Origin of the sequence: Blautia sp. MSJ-9, assembly GCF_018919065.1 — a bacterium.
In the GTDB taxonomy this organism is placed as follows: Bacteria; Bacillota; Clostridia; order Lachnospirales; family Lachnospiraceae; genus Blautia_A.
In genome coordinates, this window is sequence record NZ_JAHLQG010000033.1 from 47489 (window position 1) to 70511 (window position 23023).

The following is a 23023-nucleotide window of genomic DNA, read 5'->3' on the forward strand; positions in this document are numbered from 1 at the left end:
AATGAACAGAGAGTTAATGGAGGCGCTGGATATCCTTGAAAAGGAAAAAAATATCAGCAAAGATACACTGCTTGAAGCAATCGAGCAGTCTCTGATCCAGGCTTGCAAGAACCATTTTGGTAAAGCTGACAACGTACATGTGACCATTGATCCGGAAACATGTGACTTCGCAGTGTATGCCGACAGAAACATCGTAGAATATGTAGAAGATCCTGCAATGGAGATCTCGCTTGCAGATGCATTAAAGATCACATCCAGAGCTGAGATCGGCGCAATGGTACAGGTTCCGATCCAGTCCAAGGAATTCGGACGTATCGCAACACAGAATGCAAAGAACGTCATTCTGCAGAAGATCCGCGAGGAAGAGCGTAAGGTACTGTTTGACGAATACTATGGAAAAGAGAAAGAAGTAGTAACCGGTATCGTACAGCGTGTGATGGGCAAGAATGTAAGTATCAACCTTGGTAAGGCAGATGCAGTATTAAGCGAGAACGAGCAGGTAAAAGGTGAGACTTTCGAGCCGACTGAGAGAATCAAAGTATATATCCTCGAAGTTAAGGATACACCGAAAGGACCACGTATCCTTGTATCCAGAACTCATCCGGGTCTTGTAAAACGTCTCTTCGAATCCGAAGTAGCAGAAGTAAAAGACGGAACTGTTGAAATCAAGAGCATTGCCCGTGAGGCAGGTTCCCGTACAAAGATCGCTGTATGGAGCAACGATCCGGACGTAGATGCAGTAGGCGCATGCGTAGGTATGAACGGTGCCCGTGTCAATGCAGTAGTTGAGGAACTTCGCGGTGAGAAGATTGATATCATCAACTGGGATGAGAACCCGGCAATCCTGATCGAGAATGCATTAAGCCCTGCAAAAGTTATCGCAGTTATGGCAGATCCTGATGAGAAGACAGCTTTAGTAGTTGTTCCTGATTATCAGCTTTCTCTTGCAATCGGTAAAGAAGGACAGAATGCACGTCTTGCGGCAAGACTTACTGGCTTCAAGATCGATATCAAGAGCGAGACTCAGGCAAAAGAGTCCGGTGATTTCTATGATTATGATGACGAAGCAGAGGAAACAGAAGAGACTGCTTCTGAAGAAATTACAGATGCTGATGCAGATGATATTGAAACAGATGATGTTGAAACAGAAGATGCAGCAGAAGAGGTTCCTGTAGACGAAGAGTCTGAAGAAGTTCAGGAAGCAGAAGAGAATGAAGACGAAGAGTAAGATTCCTATGCGCCAGTGTACCGGCTGCAGGGAAATGAAAAGCAAGAAAGAAATGATCAGAGTCCTTAAGACCACTGAAGATGAGATCGTACTTGACACTACCGGCAAGAAGAACGGCAGAGGCGCGTATCTCTGCTTTTCCAGAGAATGTCTGGACAAAGCGATCAAGAATCACGGACTTGAGCGTTCTCTGAAGACTGCAGTTCCGGACGAAGTATATGAACGACTTAAAAAGGAGCTGGAAGATATTGAAAAATAACAAAGTACTGTCGCTGATAGGGCTGGCTACCAAAGCGGGCAAGACCGTAAGCGGAGAATTTTCTACAGAGAAATCTGTCAAAACCGGAAAAGGACTGCTTGTGATCGTGGCTGAGGATGCCTCCGAGAATACAAAGAAGAAATTTCGGAACATGTGCAGTTTTTACGAAGTTCCGATCTACTTCCTCTCAGATAAAGAGAGTTTAGGCAGAGCAATGGGAAAGGAGTACCGTGCCTGTCTGGCTGTCCAGGATGAGAACTTTGCGAAAGCAATCATGAAGGAGGTATAGCAATTGTCTAAATTGCGGGTACATGAGCTGGCAGGAGAGCTTGGACGACAGAACAAAGAAGTAATCGAGTTTCTGAAATCCAGAGGTGTTGAAGTCAAGAGCCATATGAGTATGGTGGATGAGCCTCTGATTTCGGTGGTAAAAAATAGATTTTCAAATAATAACAGGGGAAAGGAGCATATTGCGAAATTGGATACTCCCAAGACAGAAGAAAAGGTTGTAACAGTAAAATCTGAAGGAGATAAAGCTGAAACACCTAAAAAGAAAAAAAATATTATCCGTGTTTACCATGCACAGAATGCAAGTGACGGAGGAAAAACAACAAGAAAGAAACCGGCAAAAGCCGAAGGCGAGAGAACAGGTGCGCCAAGAAATACAGAAGGAAAATCTTCTGATAACAGAACAGATGGTGACAGACCAAGAAGAAATAATGGAGACCGTTCCAATGCCGGTAACAGAAGACCGCAGGGAGACGGAAACCGTCAGGGAAGATTCCAGGGCGAAGGCAGAGCTCAGGGCGATGGAAATCGTCAGGGCGGACGCTTCGGCAGTCAGGGAAGATCCCAGGGTGACGGTCAGGGACGCCAGGGTGGAAGACCACAGGGCGATGGAAATCGTCAGGGTGGACGTTTCGGCGGTCAGGGAAGATCCCAGGGTGATGGCCAGGGACGCCAGGGTGGAAGATTCCAGGGCGATGGAAATCGTCAGGGTGGACGTTTCGGCGGCCAGGGAAGATCTCAGGGCGATAACCGCCAGGGAGGCAGACCACAGGGTAATGGTCAGGGCCGTCCGGATGGAAACAGAAGTGAGGGACGTGACGGACGCTTCGGCGGCGGTCAGGGACGTCAGGGACAGCGCCAGAATACCAGAAAGAATGATGATATGGTATTTGCACCGGAACTGACCAAGACTTCCAAAGACAGCAAGAGAGAGCGCGATAGAGAAAACAAGAATAAGAAGAAAGATTTCGATAAGAGCCAGAGCGGCGGACGCAGACCAAATCAGGGTGGATTCAACAAGAATTCCAGAATCCCGAAAGCTCTGCAGAAACCAACTCCACAGCCAAAACAGGAAGAGAAGAAACCTGAGGTTAAAGAAATCACACTTCCGGAAAAGATGACAATCCGTGAACTGGCAGAAGCAATGAAGATGCAGCCGTCAGTGATCGTTAAGAAACTCTTCATGGAAGGTATGATGGTTACTGTAAACCATGAGATCGACTTTGAGAAAGCTCAGGAGATCGCTCTGGATTACGATATCATCGCAGAAAAAGAAGAGAAAGTGGACGTCATCGAAGAACTCCTCAAAGAGGGCGAAGAAGACGAGAAAGATATGGTTCCGAGACCACCTGTAGTCTGTGTTATGGGTCATGTCGATCATGGTAAAACATCTCTTCTGGATGCAATCCGTAAGACAAACGTAACACGCGGCGAGGCCGGCGGTATCACACAGCATATCGGTGCTTCTGTAGTAGAGGTTAACGGTCAGAAGATCACATTCTTGGATACACCTGGACATGAAGCTTTTACAGCCATGCGTATGCGTGGTGCAAACTCCACAGATATCGCAGTTCTGGTCGTAGCAGCAGATGATGGTGTAATGCCTCAGACTGTAGAGGCTATCAGCCATGCAAAAGCAGCAGGTGTTGAGATCATCGTAGCCATCAATAAGATTGATAAACCAAGTGCAAATATCGAACGTGTAAAACAGGAACTTTCCGAGTATGAACTGATTCCGGAAGACTGGGGCGGAAGCACAATCTTCGTTCCTGTATCTGCACATACAGGAGAAGGAATTGACACTCTTCTTGAGATGATCCTTCTTACAGCAGAAGTATGTGAACTTAAAGCAAACCCGAACCGTGAAGCAAGAGGTCTTGTAATTGAGGCTCAGCTTGATAAAGGTAAAGGTCCGGTTGCTACTATCCTTGTTCAGAAAGGTACTCTCCATGTAGGAGACTTCATTGCAGCAGGAGCATGTAATGGTAAAGTTCGTGCAATGATGGACGATAAAGGACGCAGAATTAAAGAAGCAGGTCCGTCTACTCCGGTAGAAATCCTCGGACTTGGTGATGTTCCGAATGCAGGTGAGATTCTCCTTTCATTCGAGAGCGATAAAGAAGCGAAGAACTTCGCAGGTGCATTTGTATCTGAGAATAAGAACCGTCTTCTTGAAGAAACTAAGGGCAAACTGTCTCTGGATAACCTCTTTGACCAGATTCAGGCAAGCGATCTGAAAGAGCTGCCGATCATCGTCAAAGCAGACGTACAGGGATCTGTAGAAGCCGTAAAACAGAGCTTAACAAAGCTTTCCAACGAAGAAGTAGTTGTAAAAGTAATCCATGGCGGTGTTGGTGCTGTCAATGAATCTGACGTAAGTCTTGCAGCTACATCTAACGCGATCATCATCGGATTTAACGTTCGTCCTGATGCAACAGCAAAACAGCTTGCTGAGCAGGAAGGTGTAGATCTTCGTCTGTACAGAGTCATCTATCAGGCAATCGAAGATGTGGAAGCTGCCATGAAGGGTATGCTGGATCCTGTATTCGAGGAGAAAGTTATTGGTCATGCAGAAGTACGTCAGCTGTTCAAAGCATCCGGTGTTGGAACAATCGCAGGAAGCTATATCTTGGATGGTATCTTCCAGAGAAACTGCAAGGTTCGTATTTCCAGAGAAGGCGAGCAGATCTTCGAAGGCGAACTTGCATCCCTGAAGAGATTCAAAGACGATGTTAAGGAAGTTAAGGCAGGATACGAGTGTGGTCTTGTATTTGACGGATTTAACGATGTCAAGGAAGAAGATAAAGTAGAAGCTTATATCATGGTAGAAGTACCTAGATAGTTACTGTTCACATACCACTATTCCGCGAGGTGTTTTGACATGAATATGTCAAAATCCCGAGACATACCGTGCGAATTTATGCGATTAGCATAAATTCTGTGCATCGCGGAGCGTTGTACTGTGAGCGGAGTGAACAGTACCTAGATAGTTAATGTAAATATGGGGTGCGCGATTCATGGTGTTACGGACAGCGTGACGCGCACCTTATTTGTAACAGATATAATTTGATATTTGACACGGATGTTTCTGAGTCGTTGTTTGCTGTTTTTCAGGAGGTGTTTTGATAACATTACTGCGGAAGTGAACGGTAATGGTTCGGAGATACAGACGCTGGAGTGAGAAAATCATTATTATATCTGAATATAGGAGTATATTAAAATGAGAAAAAACAGTATTAAGAATACACGGATCAATGGAGAAGTTCAGAAAGAACTCAGCACCATTATCCGCAACGAGATCAAGGACCCGCGTATTCATCCAATGACATCTGTCATGGCTGTAGAAGTGGCTCCTGATCTAAAAACATGTAAAGCATACATCAGTGTGCTGGGAGAGAAAGAAGCAAAAGAGGCAACCATCAAAGGTCTCAAGAGTGCAGAAGGCTACATCAGACGCCAGCTTGCACGCAACTTAAATCTGAGAAACACACCGGAGATCCGTTTCATTCTGGACGAATCTATTGAATACGGCGTAAATATGTCCAAATTGATTGATGACGTTACAAAGAAAGACAACTCCCACAGACAGGCTGAGGAGCAGGAAGAGATTTGAGAGGGTGAATGCATGAAGAATATTTCGGAAATACTGGAAGGAGTAAAAACAGTGGGAATCGGCGGACACATCCGTCCGGATGGTGACTGCGTTGGTTCCTGTATGGCATTGTATTTATATGTAAAAACCTATTATCCGGAAATTCAGGTAGATGTTTATCTGGATAATCCGAAACCTGTTTTCGGACATATTGACTGTATGGATGAGATCAAAACAGAGCTGGACGGTGACAAAGAGTACGATCTTTTTGTTACCTGCGATGTAAGCGCCAGAGACAGACTTGCTCTTGCAGGTCCGTACTTCGACACTGCAAAAAAAACTGCCTGCATTGACCATCATATCAGCAATCCGGGATTTGCACAGACCAATCACATCAGGGGCGAAGTAAGCTCTGCATGTGAGGTGCTCTATGGACTGCTTGATCCTGAGAAAGTAACCCGCACGATCGCTGTACCGATCTATACAGGAATGGTTCATGATACAGGAGTATTTCAGTATTCCTCAACTTCACCGGAAACCATGCGTATCGCAGGTGAGCTGATGAAAACAGGATTCAATTTCAGCAAGATCATTGATGAGTCTTTTTATCAGAAAACTTATGTTCAGAATCAGGTTATGGGACGTGTTCTCGCAGAAAGTATCCTGCTTCTGGATGGCAAATGCATTATTGGATATCTTAAGAAAAAAGACATGGAATTCTACGGAGTAGAAGGCAAAGATCTGGATGGCATTGTCAGCCAGCTTCGCCTTACAGAAGGCGTAGAAGTTGCTATGTTCCTGTATGAACTGGAAACACAGTCCTTTAAGGTTTCCCTCCGTTCCAATGGCAAAGTCGATGTAAGCAAGATTGCGGTATATTTTGGCGGCGGCGGTCATATGAGAGCTGCAGGATGTGACCTGCAGGGATCTGTATATGATGTCATCAACAATGTGACAGAACAGATCTGCAAAGAGTTCCAGGAGTGCGAAGTCTGATGGATGGAGTAATTGTAATCCGCAAGGAAAAAGGTTTTACTTCTCATGATGTAGTAGCAAAGCTACGCGGCATTCTTCATATGAAGAAGATCGGACATACCGGAACTCTGGATCCGGACGCAGAGGGCGTACTCCCGGTGGCTCTGGGAAAAGCAACCCGTCTGGTGGATATGATCACGGATAAAGAGAAAACATACGAAGCAGTGATGCACCTGGGTGTTGTCACAGACACACAGGATATGAGCGGAACTGTACTTTCGCAGGCAGAAGAACTTCATGTCACAGAAGAGGAACTGAGAGCTGCAATAGAGTCTTTCGTAGGAGATTACATGCAGATTCCTCCGATGTATTCCGCACTGAAAGTCAACGGAAAAAAACTCTATGAACTTGCCAGAGAAGGCAAGACCGTAGAGCGCAAACCAAGACCTGTACATTTCTATGAAATAGAGATTCTTGAGATTGCGCTGCCTCTTGTACGTTTCCGCGTGACCTGCAGCAAGGGAACCTATATCCGTACTTTGTGCCATGATATCGGAGAAAAACTTGGATGCGGAGCAGCAATGGAAACTCTTCTGCGCACAAAAGTAGGCAGATTTACATTGGATGATGCCATTACTCTGGCACAGACAGAAGAAGCAGTGCAGAACGGTGAGATAGAAAGTAAGGTTCTCGGTATCGAGGAAATTCTTGCAGAATATCCGCGTGTATGCTGCACAAAAGAAGGCGACAGACTTCTGGCTAATGGAAATCCTCTTGTACAGGCACTGGTTGATGCAGAGGAGAAAGATGGATGGATTCGGATGTGCAACAGTGAAGGAATTTTTGCCGGAGTTTATCAGTGGGATGAAAAGAGAGACAGATATTTTCCTGTAAAAATGTTCTGACCTGATTTATGATCCGGTTATAGATAAAAGCAGATGATTTATCTGTCTGATGAAAGAATAAGATTGCTTGTTTTTTGCAATAGAAGAACAGTAATGTGGCTATAGGAGACACGATGGAATATTTAAGGATTGAGAATGATTTTCCCAGAATTTCACACAGTGCGGTAACACTTGGGAAGTTTGACGGCATACACCGCGGACATCAGAAACTGGTCGAGAAAATTATTGAGCAGAAACAGGAAGGTGCACAGGCGGTTGTACTTGCACTTGGAACTGCCTCAAGAACAATCCTCACAAAGGAAGAGAGATGCCGTGTTCTGGAAGAAATGGGAGTGGATGTGCTGTTAGAGTGCCCGCTCACAGAGAAAATACGGCACATGAAAGCAGAGAATTTTATAAAAGAAATATTGATAGGGGACCTGCAGGTCTCCTATGTGGCGGTTGGAGAGGATTTCCGCTTTGGCTATGAGCGGAAAGGAACTCCTGCCATGCTGAAAGAGTTTGGAAAGAGATATGGATTTCATACGGAAGTCCTGCCAAAAGAAATGGATGGACGCCGCAAGATCAGCAGCACATTTGTCAGAGAAGAACTGAACAGAGGAAACATGGAGAAATTCCATTACCTTATGGGAACAGACTTCTCAGTGGAAGGAATTGTCGAACACGGACGTGGAATGGGACACAAATATCTGCTCCCGACTACAAACCTGATCCCTCCGGTAGAGAAACTGATGCCGCCAAACGGTGTTTACATTACCGTTTCCCATTTCAAAGACAAAAGCTACCAGGGAATTACCAACGTAGGGCATAAGCCTACAGTCGGCGGCGAGAAATTTATCGGTGTGGAGACATACCTTTTTGATTGCGACGAGAATCTGTATGGAGAATACTGCAAAGTAGATTTCAAAAAATTCCTCAGACCGGAGCAGAAGTTCTCTTCGCTGGAAGCACTGAAAGCACAGCTGGAGAGAGATGCGGATAAGGGAAAGGAATATTTTCAGCAGATTAAATAGTTTGCGCTATTTAATTTTGTTGGAAGTTTGTAAAAAAAGAGGTTTACACGCCAAGGGCAATGTGCTATACTAACCAAGATGAATTTAGCCCATGTTCAGGGACAGGACACTCCGACCATCTCTTAATATGTGGCGGTCAATCAACAATAATTATAAGAATATAGGAGGAAATCACAATGATTTCAAAAGAAAAGAAAGCAGCAATCATGAAAGAATATGCAAGAACTGAAGGAGATACAGGATCACCGGAAGTACAGGTAGCAGTTCTTACAGCAAGAATTCAGGAACTTACAGAGCATTTACAGAGCAACCATAAAGATCATCACTCCAGACGTGGTCTTCTGAAAATGGTAGGTCAGAGACGTGGACTGTTAGCTTACCTGAAGAAAACAGACATCGAAAGATACCGTGCACTGATTGAAAAATTAGGCTTAAGAAAATAATAGCCTTTTAGTATGCGGAAGGGGGCGGATTTCCATCCGCCTCCCTTTTTATGTAAGTTAAATTGTTGTTCTGGATGTGCCTGCATATTCAGAAACTGCGCAATGTGACAGGAGTTATTTCCGAGACTACTGAAAAGATTATTTTAGAATTAGATAACTGGAGAAGCAGAATGCGGATCAGACATGTTTTATCTGAAAAGTAGTTTTTTCAGTTGTTTCGGACTCCTGTTTTATAAGTAATGATTTCATGAAAAGCCCCAATGATAATGTGGGCAGTTTTGCAAAGTAATATAACAACTCAAATATGAAAAAAGGAGAATGAACGTATGTACAAAAGTTATTCCATGGAATTAGCTGGAAGAACCTTAACGGTAGATATCAACCGTGTTGCGAAACAGGCAAACGGCGCTGCATTAATGCATTATGGCGATACTACAGTTTTATCTACAGCAACAGCATCTAAAGAGCCAAGAGAAGGAATCGATTTCTTCCCGTTAAGCGTTGAATACGAAGAGAAAATGTATGCAGTAGGCAAAATCCCTGGAGGATTTAATAAGAGAGAGGGAAAAGCAAGCGAACATGCAATCCTTACTTCCCGTGTCATCGACAGACCGATGCGTCCTCTGTTCCCGAAGGATTACAGAAATGACGTAACATTAGTAAACATGGTTATGTCTGTTGATCCGGAATGCAATCCGGAGATCCCGGCTATGCTTGGTTCTTCTATCGCAACCTGCATTTCCGATATCCCGTTCGACGGTCCATGTGCAACTACACAGGTAGGTCTTATTAATGGTGAGTATATCATTAACCCGACTATGGCACAGAAAGATGTTTCTGATCTTCAGCTTACAGTAGCTTCTACAAGAGAGAAAGTAATCATGATCGAAGCCGGTGCAAAAGAAGTTCCGGAAGACAAGATGATCGAAGCTATCTACAAAGCTCACGAAGTAAACCAGGAAATCATCAAATTTATCGATAAGATCGTAGAAGAATGCGGCAAACCGAAACACAGCTATGAATCATGCGCTGTTCCGGAAGAACTTTTCGCAGCAATGAAAGAGATCGTACCTCCGGAAGAAATGGAAGTTGCAGTATTCTCTGACGATAAACAGACAAGAGAAGAGAACATCCGCCAGGTAACAGAGAAGCTGAAAGAAGCTTTTGCTGACAATGAAGAATGGCTTGCAGTTCTGGGCGAAGCTGTATATCAGTACCAGAAGAAGACCGTACGTAAGATGATCTTAAAAGACCACAAACGTCCGGATGGCCGTGCAATCACACAGATCCGTCCTCTGGCAGCAGAGACAGATATCATCCCGAGAGTACATGGTTCTGCTATGTTCACACGTGGACAGACACAGATCTGTACCATCACAACTCTTGCTCCTCTCGCAGAAGCACAGAGACTTGACGGACTTGATGAGTTCGAAACTACAAAGAGATATATGCATCATTATAACTTCCCGTCCTACTCTGTAGGTGAGACAAAACCATCCAGAGGACCGGGACGTCGTGAGATCGGACATGGTGCACTTGCTGAGAGAGCACTGGTTCCTGTACTTCCAAGCGAAGAGGAATTCCCATATGCGATCCGTACTGTATCTGAGACATTTGAATCCAACGGTTCTACTTCTCAGGCAAGTATCTGCGCATCTACTATGTCTCTGATGGCAGCAGGCGTACCGATCAAGAAACCGGTAGCTGGTATTTCCTGCGGGCTGGTAACTGGCGAAACAGATGATGATTACATCGTTCTGACAGATATCCAGGGACTGGAAGACTTCTTCGGAGATATGGACTTCAAGGTAGCCGGAACACATGACGGTATCACAGCAATCCAGATGGATATCAAGATCCACGGACTGACAAGACCGATCGTAGAAGAAGCAATCAGACGTACAAAAGAAGCAAGAGAATACATCCTGACAGAAGTTATGGAGAAATGCATCGCAGCTCCACGTACAACTGTAGGCGAATATGCTCCGAAGATCATTCAGATCCAGATCGACCCTCAGAAGATCGGTGATGTTGTAGGCCAGAGAGGAAAGACTATCAACACAATCATCGAGCGTACAGGTGTTAAGATCGACATCACAGATGAAGGTGCTGTATCTATCTGCGGCGTAGACCAGAAGAGCATGGATGAGGCAGCTAATATGGTTAAGATCATTGCAACTGACTTCGAAGCAGGACAGATTTTCACAGGTAAAGTTGTCAGCATCAAAGAGTTTGGTGCATTCATCGAATTTGCACCTGGCAAAGAGGGAATGGTACACATTTCCAAAATCTGTAAAGAAAGAATCAACCGTGTTGAAGATGTTCTCACACTTGGCGATAAAGTTAAGGTTGTATGCCTTGGCAAAGACAAGATGGGAAGAATCAGCTTCAGCATGAAGGACGTACCGGAAGAAGCGTAAAAAATTATGAGATATCACAATATTACCAAGGACGATATGCTTAATGGCGACGGACTTCGCGTAGTGCTCTGGGTAGCTGGATGTAATCACTGCTGTCCGGAGTGCCAGAATCCGGTCACCTGGGATCCAAACGGCGGACTGCCTTTTACTGAGGCGGAACGTGCAGAGATTTATGAGGAGCTGGACAAGGACTATGTGAGCGGAATCACATTTTCCGGCGGAGATCCACTGCACCCGGCAAATATCACTGAGGTAACAGCCTTTGCGAAGGAAATCAGAAAGAGATATCCGGGCAAGACCATCTGGCTTTATACAGGCTTCCGCTGGGAGGAAATCTGCAAGGAAGAGATCGTGCGTTATCTGGATGTCTGTGTAGACGGTGAATTTGAGGTGGACAAGAAAGAACTTTCCCTGAAATGGAAAGGTTCCAGCAATCAGAGAGTGATCGATGTTCCCAAAACTCTTCATGAAGGAAAAGTCGTATTGCATAAATAAGAAATATACAGGCAGTTCAAGTATGCTCAGGTGTACCTGAACTGTCTGTTTTGCTAAAGAGAGGAAAAATGAAAATGAAACGAATCGCAAAATTCCATAAAGTAAGCAAAGAACGCTTCACAGCAGACTGGATCGATACTTTTGCACAGTCTCAGGAAGAAGCAGAGAAAGTATACGAATCCATCCGCCTGCCAAAGAGAGCAACAGCAGGAAGTGCCGGATATGACTTCTTCGCACCGGCAGAATTTACTCTGAAACCAGGAGAAACAGTAAAAATCCCAACAGGAATCCGTGTAGAAATGCAGCCGGAATGGGTGCTGAAATGCTATCCGAGAAGCGGACTGGGATTTAAATACCGCCTCCAGCTCAACAATACAGTCGGCATCATTGACAGCGATTATTTCTACTCAGACAACGAAGGACACATCTTTGCAAAGATTACAAACGATTCTAACGAAAATAAAACTCTGACCATTCCGGCAGACACAGGATTTATGCAGGGAATTTTCGTAGAGTATGGAATCACAGTAGATGATGATGCTACAGAAATTCGTAATGGTGGATTCGGAAGCACTACTGCAAAATAATAAGAAAAAGAAAGATAACGTTCTGACAGAGGAGAATAACTGATAGACTGATAGCTGAGATTCTGGGATATGGAAACGGATCTAAGAGCATAATTCACAAAGTTTATGAATGAAATCAGAATTAGAATGTCTAAAAAGTAGAACATAGAGAAGAAACGGAGATTTTCACTTTACGTTCTACTTTTTCTTTGCTATAATATTTTGAGAATCAAAATATTTGCAATTCATATAATAATCAGGAGAAGAATTATGATCATCGAACCAAAAGTAAGAGAATATATTTGTACAACTGCACATCCACAGGGATGCGCAGAAAGTGTGCGCAATCAGGCAGATTATGCCTGTAAGCAGGGAACAGTAAACGGAACAAAAAAAGCACTGATCATCGGATGTTCTACAGGTTACGGTCTTGCATCACGCATCTGCGCTCTGGAGAACTGCGGTGCAGACACACTGGGAATCATGTTTGAACGCCAGGCAAACGGCAGAAGAACAGCAACACCGGGATGGTACAATACAGCTGAATTCCATCGCCTGGCAGCAGAAAAAGGTGCTTATGCAAAAACTATCAACGGAGATGCTTTCTCCAGAGAAATCAAAGAGAAAGCTATTGAACTGATCAAAAAAGATCTGGGAAAAGTAGACCTGGTAGTCTACAGTCTGGCAGCACCGAGACGTACAGATGCTGAAGGTAAGACATGGTCCTCCTGTCTGAAGACTACAGGTGAAGCTTTCACAGAGAAGAGCCTTGATCTGCGAAATAATGAAATTACTGAGAAAACAGTAGGACCAGCTACTGAAGAAGAAGTTTTAAGCACAGTGAAAGTTATGGGAGGCGAAGACTGGGCAGACTGGATCGATGCACTGAAAGATGCTGATGTACTGACCGAGAATGCAGTAACTGTAGCATATTCCTATATCGGTCCGGAACTGACATATCCGATCTACTATCATGGAACCATCGGAACTGCCAAACAGCATTTACAGAAAACCATGTCTGAGATCAACCAGACACATCCGGATGTCCGTGCGGTAATCTCGGTAAATAAAGGCCTCGTAACCCAGGCAAGCGCAGCAATCCCGGTCGTACCGCTATATTTTGCAATCCTTTATAAAGTAATGAAGAAAGCTGGAACCCACGAAAACTGTATCCAGCAGATTGCCAGACTCTTTACGCAAAAACTTTACACACCAACAGGCTTCCAGACTGATCAAAATGGATTTATTCGTATGGATGACCACGAACTGACCCCAGAGATTCAGGAAGAAGTAAAGAAATGCTGGAAAGCAGTTACTACGGATACTGTAAATGAATACTGCGATATTGACGGCTACTGGGAAGATTTCTATCATATGTTTGGATTCCGATATGAAGATATCGACTATACTCAGGATGTGGATGCTGATGTAGAAATTGATGGTATTGTAATGTGATAAAAAAATCCTCTCTTAACAAACAAGTGCGGTTAATAGCCACACATAGAAGTTAAGAGAGAATTTTTTATTTCTGATTTATTTTGCCTTATGTACCGGATCCGCCGGATATCCGCTGCGAAGCTTCTGCATTCCACGCTGCAGAGCATCTTTGGAATTCTTCCAATCGGCATCCTTATTCCTGTAATCAAACTTATCAGACAACCATACCAGATCGTCTTCCATACGCTGGAAATTCTCATCCATCAGCTTAAACATAGCAGGATAAAACTCAGCCTTTTCTTTATCATTCAGATACTTATCCGCACCATCACACAAAATCCCGAAGTGATGCAGACAGAATCCTTTACCATTCAGAATTTTATTCTTAAATTCATTATCCTGCCGATACAGCCAGAAAAAAGTTTCCACGTACCGCTTAAACGTATCCTCAATATTCTGGCAGATAAAACAGCTGCAATCCTTAGAAGCAGTCCATGCAGCAATCGGATTCCTGTCAGCGCCGGAATCTGAACGGCGGAAACGCCCAAGAATCGAGGACTTCCCCGGCGTAAAAGAATCAAACTGCTTTTTCATTTCCTCCCGAAGCTTATGATAATGTGTCTGAAGAATCAATGCATTCCCAAGAGTATTCCCATAATCAAACATCTTCTTCATATGCACCCTGCAAAATCCCGCCTTATCCGTCTGATCCCGGATATCACTCTCCATATAAGAAGAACTGTTTCCCAGCACAAAATCCAGCGAATTCTGCTCAAGCTCCCGTTCAATAAAACAGAAAGGACACTCATCATTGGCATTTACCGCATCATTAAGCGGAATGGTATATAACTTTTCTTTCATCTTTGCATACTCCGATCATAGTTTCTATTTCTTTCATTGTGCATAGAATCCATGGGAATGTCAAGCAGAACAAAGACATAATTATTCAGAGCGAAATTTTATAGTTACTGCGAGATAAATAAGCAGATATTGAAAATTCATAATTTTGGTGATAAGATAGAGCGGATAAAACCAAAGGAGTACCATCATGTTCAACCGTCAGTCCATCCATATTGCCCTGCTTTTGTGGGGATGCATTTTCTGTCTGCTGGCAGCGTTCTGCATGTCCATAAGCAGAGACATTGACCGTGAAAAGAAGAAATATATGTTTCTGCTTCAGCTTTCCTGCGCCATCCTGCTTGTTAGTGATGCAGCAGCCTGGGCCTTTCGCGGAAGTTCCGGAGAACTTGGAAATTACATGGTTCATATCAGCAATTTCCTTGTTTTCCTGTTCAGTGATATTGTTTTGCTACTCTACCATGTCTATGTATGCAGCTGCATTTTTGAAAAAGATCTCCAGGAGAAAAAGAACAACATCCGGGTAAAGCTGGTCGTTCTCATCTGCCTGACAGCCATCTTTCTGGTGATCCTGTCCCAGTTTACAGAACTGTATTATTACATAGATGCAGACAACTACTACCATAGAAACCCTGCATACTTTATTTCCCTGCTTCTGCCTATGGCAGGAATGCTGACAGATCTGTCCCTGCTGTTTCAGTACAGGAAAAATATCAGCCGGGAACTTCTGACAGCGATGGTTTCCTATATCGTTTTGCCATTTATCGCAGCAGTCATTCTGTTATTTTATTACGGGATTTCATGGATTAATCTTGCTATCTGCATTTCCATGATCTTGATGTTTGTAGAGACCATGATCGAGCAGAGTAAAAAAGCTGCCCAGAAAGAACGTCTTCTGGCAGAACAGGAGCGCAAACTTGCAGAGCAGGACCGCCAGCTTGCCCAGAGGGAACGTGAGCTGACAGACAGCCGGATTGCATCCATGATGAGCCAGATCCGCAACCATTTCATTTTTAACACTCTGGGCGCGATTAGTGGTTATTGTAAGATAGACCCGGCAAAAGCAGATGACGCTCTGATGAAATTTTCCCGCTATCTGCGTAGAAATATGTCCTGGTTAGAGGAAAATGGCATGATCCCTTTTGAAAACGAACTCAAACAGGTAGAAGACTATGTATACCTGGAAAAGATGCGCTTTGGTGACCGGTTTGAATTTGGTGAGGACCTGGATGAGTTAGACTTTGCCATCCCACCTCTTACGGTACAGCCACTGGTGGAGAATGCCGTGAAACACGGACTGACCAAACCGGGAAAACAGGGCAGCGTCTGCCTGATGACCAGCAGAGAACCGGATGCGATCCTGATCCAGGTGGTTGATGATGGAGTTGGATTCACGCCGGAAGAACTGGAGAAGAGTACATCCATAGGACTAAAAAATGTCCGTTACCGTCTGGAACATCTTGCAGGTGCAACATTAGAGATTGAGAGTACACCTGGCGAGGGTACCAGAGCCATGATACGGATACCGCTGGCAGGAGGAGAAAAATGAAGATCATTTATGTAGACGATGAAGAGATCCAGCTTGAGAATTTTCAGATTACTGCAAAAGACATAGACGGAATGGAAGATTTGAAACTGTTTTCAGACAGCAGACAGGCTTATGAATGGGCGAAAGAACATCCGGTGGATGTTGCGTTTCTTGATATTGAGATGCCCCATATGGATGGAATCCATCTGGCAGAAAAGCTAAAAGAAATCAACCGCAGAACCTGCATCATCTTTGTAACTGCCTATGAGCAGTATGCACTTAAAGCTATGACTGCAAGACCCGCCGGATATCTGTTGAAACCCTATGATAGAGCAGATATTGAACAGGAACTGGAAAATGCCAGCTTCGTCACGGGAAACACTTTGAAAAAGAAAATCTGCATCCAGACCATGCCGGATCTGCTGGTAACGGTAAATGGAGAAAACATATTTAAAGGACATAGCAAGTCCGAAGAACTATTTGCCCTTTTAGTAGACAGGGGAAAAGTTGGAGTGTCAAAACAGGATGCCATTGCCTGCTTGTGGGAAGGAAAACAGCTGGCGGACAGTACCTATGGAACCTGTCTGTACCGCCTGAAAAATATCCTGGAAGAAGCCGGAATCTCCCAGCTCCTTGTGGCAAAAGGAAATACGAAATATTTAGATATAGATTCTAAGCAGATAGATTGTGACCTTTACCGGATGCTGAACGGTGACAAAGAAGTGATCACTGCATATGCCGGAATGTATCTTAGGAGATATTCATGGGCGGAAGAACGGACAGCGCAGCTAAATATCATTAAAAGAGCAGGAGAAATTTCAACGAAACAGTAAAAAAACATAAAAAATACAAAATGAATGCCAAAACAGGGCGGATGTGTGAAAGTTTTGTGAAGGTGAGTATGCTATAATGACCTCGTTTTAACCGAATCAGACAAGTAATGAAGCGGATGATTTTATTTGCCTGGTAAGAAATTTGTGAAAGAGGTTGTAATTTATGAAGATGAGAAAGGATAATCTATCAGAACCAGAAGACTTGTATCCTTTTTCAGGTGTTAAATAAGCAAAGGGCGTATTCTGTCTTTAGAAAGTTATTTCTAAGGATAGGATGTGCCCTTTCTGCGATTAAAAATCAATAGCGATAGTTTATGCGGATATGAATTTTCTTATGAAAATATGTTTGATGAAATAAACAAATACAATTATAAAGAAAATATGACGCTACAAATAAATGGAGACAATTATGAGAGAAAGAACAGACAATAGACAACCTGATGGAGGGATAGAAAAAGAATGGCTCCTGGAATCTATTTTAAATGATTCGAACCAGATGATACAGGTCAGTGATCTTGAGACCTATACGATGTTATATGCAAATAGTGCGGCAAGAATTTATACAGGACATGAAAATCAGCCATACCAGGGAGAATATTGTTATAAATATATGATGGGTTTGGATAAACCATGCCCGTTTTGTCCAATGCGTAAGATGGAGCAGAATGAATGCCAGGAAACTGAAGTGGACAATGGAAAGGAAATTTATGCGGTAAAAACAAAAGTAACAGAATGGAATGGCAAAAAAGTTTTTATAGAATACGCATGGGACATTACAGAGGTACGCAGATCACAGAAAATTTTTGAAACTCAGATGCAGACACTTCTGGGGGCGATTCCGGAAGCACAGGGGATTTTTCATTTAGATATTACCAGTGATGTATGCCTGAGCATTAATGGTTCATCCAAGAGTCTGGACACCATGGAGCATAAGACAACCGTAAATGATCTCGTCAGGCAGGTAGCTGCATTTGTACCGGATGAGCAGGGAAAAGAAGAATTTTTTACTTTTTTCAACAGAGAATCATTGCTGAATGCCTACAAAAAAGGAAAAGCAGAGATCAAAAAAGAAACAGATTCCTACTTTGATGATGGAAGTATCCGAAGTGCATGCATTACTGCAAGATTTTTCATGAATCCGTCAACAGATCATTTGGAGTGTGTTATTTATGGAATGGATATCACGGAAGAAAAGAAAGAACTTCTTGCATATGAGAAACACATGAAAGAACAGTTTGACATTTTTAATGCGCTGAGCAAAGATTATCTGAATATATTTTTAGTGGATGGAGATGCGGATACTGCCAGAATACTGAAATTGGATGGTTATGTGACAACGGGACTTGTAAATAACCCGGATCGTATCTATCCGTATAAAGCAACCTGCGAACAGTATATTTCCGAACGTGTTCACCCGGATGATCAGGAAATGATGCATGATGCGATGAAGCTGGAAAGAGTATTGCAGGAACTGACAGTGAAAAAAGAATATGTATCTGCATATAAAACGCTGGTAAATGGAGAAGTGCATTATTATCAGTTCAAATACATGAGACTGGAAAATACGAAACATATCATTGCAGGTTTCCAGAACATTGATGCATTGATCACCAGAGAAAAAGAAGTTCAGAAAAAGTTAGAGCTGGCACTGAGAGCAGAAGAGCAGTCGAATCAGGCAAAACGTGTATTTATGAACAGTATGTCTCATGATATTCGGACTCCGTTAAATGCAATCGTCGGATATACGACCCTGGCATCGTCCCATATCGAAGATAAAGATGCAGTGAAAAAATATCTTTCAAGGATCACGACCGCAGGCAGTCATTTGATCGCTCTGGTAAATGATGTACTGGAAATGAACCAGATTGAAAGTGGTAATATTCAGATGGATGATCTGCCGGTATATATCCCGGAGGTAATAGAAGAATTAGAAACAATGATACAGGCAAGTGTATCAGAAAAAAATTTGAAATTAATTGTTGATGCAGAAGAAATCGTACATAAAAAGATCCTGGCAGACAAGTTGAGACTGAATCAGGTGCTTCTGAATATTCTGGGCAATTCAGTGAAATTCACAAAGCCAGGGGGAAGTATTTATTTTAAAGTAAAAGAAATAGAAAATGCCCCGAAAGGATATGCAGGTTACTGCTTTGAAATTAAAGATACCGGGATTGGAATGAGTCGGGAATTCAGCAAACATATTTTTGAAACCTTTACAAGAGAAAAAACTGCAACCGTCAGCGGAATACAGGGATCAGGTCTTGGAATGGCGATTGCAAAAAATATTGTAGATTTACTGGGTGGCACGATCCAGGTAAACAGTGAGGTTGATAAAGGAACAGAAACGACGGTATTTTTGCAGTTTAAAGTATGCGATTCTCCTGAAGAAAATAAAGAGGATCATGACAATATTCCAGATTTCAGTGGAAAGAAAATTCTGTTGGTAGAGGATAACGAATTAAACCGGGAAATTGCAGTAGAGATCCTGCAGGAAGCTGGTTTTTCCGTGGAAACAGCCGAAGACGGCACAATAGCAGTAGAAAGAATGCATTATGCGGATGCAGGAAGCTATGATTTGATTCTAATGGATATACAGATGCCCAAAATGGATGGATATGAAGCAACGAGGGAAATCCGAAAACTGAATGAACCCCAAAAAGCCACCATCCCGATTATTGCTATGACAGCGAATGCATTCGCAGAAGATCAGCAAAAAGCATTTGATGCAGGAATGGATGGATACATTGCAAAACCGATTGATATATCAAAGCTGATGGAAACATTAAAAGGTTTTTTGAAATGAGGGTGTGATAATCGGAGGGGGTTATGAAAAATACAAAAAGGAAAAATTCAGAATGAAAACAACAATAAAGTATGAGTTAGTTATAAATGAAGCATTCAGGTCAGCACTCAATTATGATACACCGGATGAGCAGATCAATGAGTTTATCTGCTTTTTGGGCAGGCATATTGGTTCTGACAGAATCTATATTTTTGAGGATTGTGACGAGAGACATGGTACCGATAACACGTATGAATGGTGCGCGGAGGGCGTAATCCCTGAGATTGATGCATTACAGAATGTTGATATGGATATTATAGACTGGTGGTATGAGACCTTTTCGAAAGGTGAGAGTGTTATTGTTGCTGATGTAGAAGCGATCAAAGAAGAACACCCTGTCTCCTATGATATGTTAAAAGCACAAAATGTGGAAAATGTTGTAGTATGTCCCTTGTACTATAAGGATGAGATCAAGGGATTTTTCGGCGTGGATAATCCTCCAAAGGGTGATTTTAAAGGACTTATTACCTTTATGGATATGATCGGAACACTTCTTATTTCATTTTTGAAATTACGCAATTCATTTATAAAGTCCAATAAATTGGCAAAACTTAGCAGTTACTCATCGCTTGCAAAAATTTATGAGTCCATGCACTTCATTAATGTACAGACGAAAAAATATCACATTGTAAAGACAACATCACAGCTTACGGAAAACTGGGAAAAAGATGCTGCAAAAATGGAAGAATATGAGATTCGGGACGATTTTTGCGGACATGTCAGACATATTATAGAGAAAATGTGTATGGAATCACAACTGGAAGAAATTTATGCATTTATAGATATCAGTACGCTGGAAGAACGAATCTCTGGGAAAAATAGTATCATACATGAATTTATACATAAAAAAATAGGCTGGTGCCGAAGCAGATTTATTCCTGTTGATTACGATGAAAATGGAAAACTCTTACATGTGCTTTTTTGCATTGAGTGTATAGAAGAAGAGAAAAAACGTGAAAATCGCTTGCTTTATCTGGCACAGACGGATCTTATGACTGGATTATATAATCGGGGAAGCGGAGAAAAAATAATTTCTGATCTTTTAAAGCAAAGAACAGGAGGTCTGCTTTGTCTGATCGATTGTGATAAATTTAAAACAATAAATGATACTTATGGCCATTCCGTAGGAGATAAAGTTATCATAGCCATTGCAGAAATTTTACAGAAATCATGTCGGGACAATGACGTGATTTTGCGGCTCGGAGGTGATGAGTTCGCGATATTTATGCCGGGAATGCTGCAGAAAACATCAGCAGAGAAATTTTTTGACAGACTTTTTGGAAATATCAGACAGATTGATATTACAGAGATGCGGGGAAAACGTATAGAAGTAAGCCTGGGTGCATGTTTCTATCATGAATCCGAAGAAGTTTCTTTTGATTACCTGTACAGAAAAGCTGACAGAGCAATGTACCAGGGCAAAAAGAAGCGGGGGTATAGTGCTACAATTTATGAAGAATAGGACAGTTCCTATGATATAATGTAAAACTGAAAGTATGCATCAGCTATTTAACAGCTGATGCGTATATTTTATGGTGAAATATAGGGGGAAAGGAATCTTGGTAGAAGATGGAAAATAAATATTTTTTAAGAACTTAAGAAGCAAGGTACAAAAATAATTTGATTGACATGAGATAATACATTTGATACACTAAATCCACAGATCTGAAAAATTTCTAAACCGTTCGGTTAATTGTTCTCCTTTATGACATCAAGTACGAAAGATAAAAATACATGACTTGTGCGCAATTTATGCGAAAGTTGGGTATTCAAATATTGTTACTATACATGCTATAATAGAAACGAGGTATTAGATGAATAATACAATATTTGATGATGTGTTTCGTACAATGATTGAGAAAATGCCATATCTGGCAGTTCCGTTAATTAATGAAGTGTTTCATACTTCATATCCGGCAGATGTACCGATTGTACAGCTTCGCAACGAACACCAACAGGAAAATGGAGAGAGCATTACAGATTCCTGTTTAAAAATTGGCGGAAAATTGTATCATATTGAATGTCAGAGTACAGATGATACAACTATGGCGATTCGGATGATAGAATATGATTTTTCTATTGCTGTCGAGATAGTATTTTTGAGAAAAATCTGCTGATGCTTCTGCCGTTTTATATCATGCGGTATGAAAAGGACATTCACGAAATGAATGAGAACCCGGAAAAATTCCAGAATTTATTGAATGAATATGAAGAAATCAGGGCAAAACTGGTAAAAGAACTGTCAGGGGAAGATAAAGCAGTTTTATATATGAATTTAAACAAACTTATCATAAAAATAGCAGACTACATATGCCAGAGTGAGGAAGTAGTGAGGAAAGGAATTGGTGAGGTTATGGGTGGAAAAGTTCTTGAATTGGAATCTGAACGACTTTGGGCAGAGGGAAAAGCGGTTGGAACAGCAGAAGGAGAAGAACGTCTGAGCGTTTTGATAAATCGTCTGATACTGGATGGAAGAAGTAAAGAAATCCAGTCTGTCGTAACAAACCCGGAAATTCGTAAGCAGTTATATAAAGAATATGGAATATAATTCCGACGATTATATATACGGAGTCTGAGGTGAGGAGCAGACTCCGCAATTAGTATCATCAAAAAACAGTAAAAAAACATAAAAAATACAAAATGAGCGCCAAAACAGAGCGAATGTGTGAAAGTTTTGTGAAGGTGGGTATGCTATAATGACCTCGATTAAAAAGAAATTTACGAAAGAGGTTGCAATCCATGAAGATGAGAAAGGATAATTTGTCAGAACTCAGAACTCAGAACTCAGAACTCAGAACTCAGAACTCAGAACTCAGAACTCAGAACTCAGAAGATAATTGTATCCTTTTTCGGAGGGGCTATAAGCAAAGGGCGTATTCTGTCCTTAGAAAGTTATTTCTAAAGACAGAATACGCCCTTTTTGCGCCTGAAAAATCATTTCAGAAACGAGGTGGTCAAAAAGTGAGTCTGCTGATTTATGAGCAGAATACAGAAAAGCGTAAGAATCTGGAACATATCTTATACGACCTGTATACGCAGACAGAGGAAGATCCATCCATTTATTGTGTAAAAAACGCGCAGGAAGCTGCGGAACACATGAGGGAAGAGCAGGTAGAAGCATTCTTCATCAGTATGGATGAAAGCCGCGGACAGGGATACTTTCTGGCAAAGGAGATGCGGGCAAGAAATCCGAGACTGAATGTGATCGCTATGGCGGACCAGCCGAAATATGTACAGGATCTGTTTCATATCAAGACCAGTGGTTACATCCACGGAGAACTTACCAGAGAGAAAGTTCTGGATGAGCTGGAGAATCTCCGGTTCAGCGTATAAAAAAGATA

21 protein-coding genes are annotated in these 23023 nt (G+C 42.3%); 20 read left to right on the forward strand and 1 reads right to left on the reverse strand.

All coding sequences use genetic code 11. From position 1 onward, the window contains the following. The first annotated feature begins 1 nt into the window (after position 1). The 13 genes from nusA (at position 2) to fabV (ending at position 13639) form a co-directional block, all read left to right on the forward strand. Positions 2–1228: a transcription termination factor NusA gene (nusA, locus tag KQI87_RS08935; protein WP_216459833.1), complete on the forward strand. Its 1227-nt coding sequence runs from the start codon at positions 2–4 to the stop codon at positions 1226–1228. After that, positions 1212–1487 carry an RNase P modulator RnpM gene (gene rnpM, locus KQI87_RS08940; RefSeq protein WP_216459834.1) on the forward strand — a complete coding sequence of 92 codons (276 nt, stop codon included), beginning with the start codon at positions 1212–1214 and terminating at the stop codon, positions 1485–1487. Before nusA ends, rnpM begins: the two co-directional genes overlap by 17 nt. Then, on the forward strand, positions 1477–1776 hold the full coding sequence (locus KQI87_RS08945; protein WP_118508557.1) for a L7Ae/L30e/S12e/Gadd45 family ribosomal protein: 300 nt from the start codon (positions 1477–1479) through the stop codon (positions 1774–1776). Before rnpM ends, KQI87_RS08945 begins: the two co-directional genes overlap by 11 nt. A 3-nt stretch (positions 1777–1779) precedes the next feature. Next, positions 1780–4617: a translation initiation factor IF-2 gene (infB, locus tag KQI87_RS08950; RefSeq protein ID WP_216459835.1), complete on the forward strand. Its 2838-nt coding sequence runs from the start codon at positions 1780–1782 to the stop codon at positions 4615–4617. Positions 4618–4995: 378 nt separating this feature from the next. Further along, entirely contained in the window at positions 4996–5388 is a 393-nt protein-coding gene (gene rbfA, locus KQI87_RS08955; RefSeq protein WP_118508559.1) for a 30S ribosome-binding factor RbfA, read from the forward strand. A gap of 12 nt (positions 5389–5400) precedes the next feature. Beyond that, positions 5401–6363 (forward strand): DHH family phosphoesterase, encoded by a 963-nt coding sequence (locus KQI87_RS08960; RefSeq protein ID WP_216459836.1) that lies wholly within the window; start codon positions 5401–5403, stop codon positions 6361–6363. Then, positions 6360–7247: a tRNA pseudouridine(55) synthase TruB gene (truB, locus tag KQI87_RS08965; RefSeq protein WP_334300731.1), complete on the forward strand. Its 888-nt coding sequence runs from the start codon at positions 6360–6362 to the stop codon at positions 7245–7247. Before KQI87_RS08960 ends, truB begins: the two co-directional genes overlap by 4 nt. 113 nt (positions 7248–7360) lie before the next feature. Continuing rightward, positions 7361–8260 (forward strand): bifunctional riboflavin kinase/FAD synthetase, encoded by a 900-nt coding sequence (locus tag KQI87_RS08970; RefSeq protein WP_216459838.1) that lies wholly within the window; start codon positions 7361–7363, stop codon positions 8258–8260. A 176-nt stretch (positions 8261–8436) separates the two neighbouring features. Beyond that, positions 8437–8703: a 30S ribosomal protein S15 gene (gene rpsO / locus KQI87_RS08975; RefSeq protein ID WP_008707580.1), complete on the forward strand. Its 267-nt coding sequence runs from the start codon at positions 8437–8439 to the stop codon at positions 8701–8703. Between the two features lie 326 nt (positions 8704–9029). Continuing rightward, complete coding sequence (locus KQI87_RS08980; protein ID WP_216459839.1) at positions 9030–11123, forward strand: polyribonucleotide nucleotidyltransferase; 2094 nt, start codon at positions 9030–9032, stop codon at positions 11121–11123. 6 nt (positions 11124–11129) lie between these two features. After that, positions 11130–11618 (forward strand): anaerobic ribonucleoside-triphosphate reductase activating protein, encoded by a 489-nt coding sequence (gene nrdG, locus KQI87_RS08985; RefSeq protein ID WP_216459840.1) that lies wholly within the window; start codon positions 11130–11132, stop codon positions 11616–11618. Between the two features lie 74 nt (positions 11619–11692). After that, entirely contained in the window at positions 11693–12205 is a 513-nt protein-coding gene (locus KQI87_RS08990; RefSeq protein WP_216459841.1) for a deoxyuridine 5'-triphosphate nucleotidohydrolase, read from the forward strand. 249 nt (positions 12206–12454) lie between these two features. Beyond that, on the forward strand, positions 12455–13639 hold the full coding sequence (gene fabV / locus KQI87_RS08995; RefSeq protein WP_216459842.1) for an enoyl-ACP reductase FabV: 1185 nt from the start codon (positions 12455–12457) through the stop codon (positions 13637–13639). A gap of 78 nt (positions 13640–13717) precedes the next feature. Here fabV and KQI87_RS09000 read toward each other — a convergent pair whose 3' ends face one another. Then, positions 13718–14482, reverse strand: a complete 765-nt coding sequence (locus tag KQI87_RS09000; RefSeq protein WP_216459843.1) for a DUF6062 family protein — start codon at positions 14480–14482, stop codon at positions 13718–13720. Positions 14483–14669: 187 nt separating this feature from the next. On the opposite strand from KQI87_RS09000, the gene KQI87_RS09005 reads away from it, so the two are divergent. From KQI87_RS09005 to KQI87_RS09035, 7 genes are all read left to right on the forward strand, one after another. After that, positions 14670–16028, forward strand: a complete 1359-nt coding sequence (locus KQI87_RS09005; protein ID WP_216459844.1) for a sensor histidine kinase — start codon at positions 14670–14672, stop codon at positions 16026–16028. After that, entirely contained in the window at positions 16025–16840 is an 816-nt protein-coding gene (locus tag KQI87_RS09010; protein WP_216459845.1) for a response regulator, read from the forward strand. The genes KQI87_RS09005 and KQI87_RS09010 overlap by 4 nt, the downstream gene beginning before the upstream one ends. A 409-nt stretch (positions 16841–17249) precedes the next feature. Continuing rightward, the gene (locus KQI87_RS09015) at positions 17250–19643 is read left to right on the forward strand and encodes a response regulator (RefSeq protein WP_216459846.1); all 2394 of its coding nucleotides are present in this window, start codon (positions 17250–17252) and stop codon (positions 19641–19643) included. Between the two features lie 52 nt (positions 19644–19695). Then, positions 19696–21144 (forward strand): sensor domain-containing diguanylate cyclase, encoded by a 1449-nt coding sequence (locus KQI87_RS09020; RefSeq protein ID WP_216459847.1) that lies wholly within the window; start codon positions 19696–19698, stop codon positions 21142–21144. A 352-nt stretch (positions 21145–21496) separates the two neighbouring features. Further along, positions 21497–21799, forward strand: coding sequence for a hypothetical protein (locus KQI87_RS09025; protein ID WP_216459848.1), 303 nt, complete (start codon positions 21497–21499; stop codon positions 21797–21799). Positions 21800–21846: 47 nt separating this feature from the next. After that, positions 21847–22230 (forward strand): hypothetical protein, encoded by a 384-nt coding sequence (locus KQI87_RS09030; RefSeq protein ID WP_216459849.1) that lies wholly within the window; start codon positions 21847–21849, stop codon positions 22228–22230. 413 nt (positions 22231–22643) lie between these two features. Then, positions 22644–23015 (forward strand): hypothetical protein, encoded by a 372-nt coding sequence (locus tag KQI87_RS09035; RefSeq protein WP_216459850.1) that lies wholly within the window; start codon positions 22644–22646, stop codon positions 23013–23015. Positions 23016–23023: the final 8 nt, after the last annotated feature.

Bases quoted from the DNA above. Each gene is read 5' to 3' on its own strand.
- nusA (WP_216459833.1), top strand. From the start codon at position 2: ATGAACAGAGAGTTAATGGAGGCGCTGGATATCCTTGAAAAGGAAAAA.
- rnpM (WP_216459834.1), top strand. From the start codon at position 1,212: ATGAAGACGAAGAGTAAGATTCCTATGCGCCAGTGTACCGGCTGCAGG.
- rbfA (WP_118508559.1), top strand. From the start codon at position 4,996: ATGAGAAAAAACAGTATTAAGAATACACGGATCAATGGAGAAGTTCAG.
- KQI87_RS08960 (WP_216459836.1), top strand. From the start codon at position 5,401: ATGAAGAATATTTCGGAAATACTGGAAGGAGTAAAAACAGTGGGAATC.
- KQI87_RS08970 (WP_216459838.1), top strand. From the start codon at position 7,361: ATGGAATATTTAAGGATTGAGAATGATTTTCCCAGAATTTCACACAGT.
- rpsO (WP_008707580.1), top strand. From the start codon at position 8,437: ATGATTTCAAAAGAAAAGAAAGCAGCAATCATGAAAGAATATGCAAGA.
- KQI87_RS08980 (WP_216459839.1), top strand. From the start codon at position 9,030: ATGTACAAAAGTTATTCCATGGAATTAGCTGGAAGAACCTTAACGGTA.
- nrdG (WP_216459840.1), top strand. From the start codon at position 11,130: ATGAGATATCACAATATTACCAAGGACGATATGCTTAATGGCGACGGA.
- KQI87_RS08990 (WP_216459841.1), top strand. From the start codon at position 11,693: ATGAAACGAATCGCAAAATTCCATAAAGTAAGCAAAGAACGCTTCACA.
- fabV (WP_216459842.1), top strand. From the start codon at position 12,455: ATGATCATCGAACCAAAAGTAAGAGAATATATTTGTACAACTGCACAT.
- KQI87_RS09000 (WP_216459843.1), bottom strand. From the start codon at position 14,482: ATGAAAGAAAAGTTATATACCATTCCGCTTAATGATGCGGTAAATGCC.
- KQI87_RS09005 (WP_216459844.1), top strand. From the start codon at position 14,670: ATGTTCAACCGTCAGTCCATCCATATTGCCCTGCTTTTGTGGGGATGC.
- KQI87_RS09010 (WP_216459845.1), top strand. From the start codon at position 16,025: ATGAAGATCATTTATGTAGACGATGAAGAGATCCAGCTTGAGAATTTT.
- KQI87_RS09015 (WP_216459846.1), top strand. From the start codon at position 17,250: ATGAGAGAAAGAACAGACAATAGACAACCTGATGGAGGGATAGAAAAA.
- KQI87_RS09020 (WP_216459847.1), top strand. From the start codon at position 19,696: ATGAAAACAACAATAAAGTATGAGTTAGTTATAAATGAAGCATTCAGG.
- KQI87_RS09025 (WP_216459848.1), top strand. From the start codon at position 21,497: ATGAATAATACAATATTTGATGATGTGTTTCGTACAATGATTGAGAAA.
- KQI87_RS09030 (WP_216459849.1), top strand. From the start codon at position 21,847: ATGAATGAGAACCCGGAAAAATTCCAGAATTTATTGAATGAATATGAA.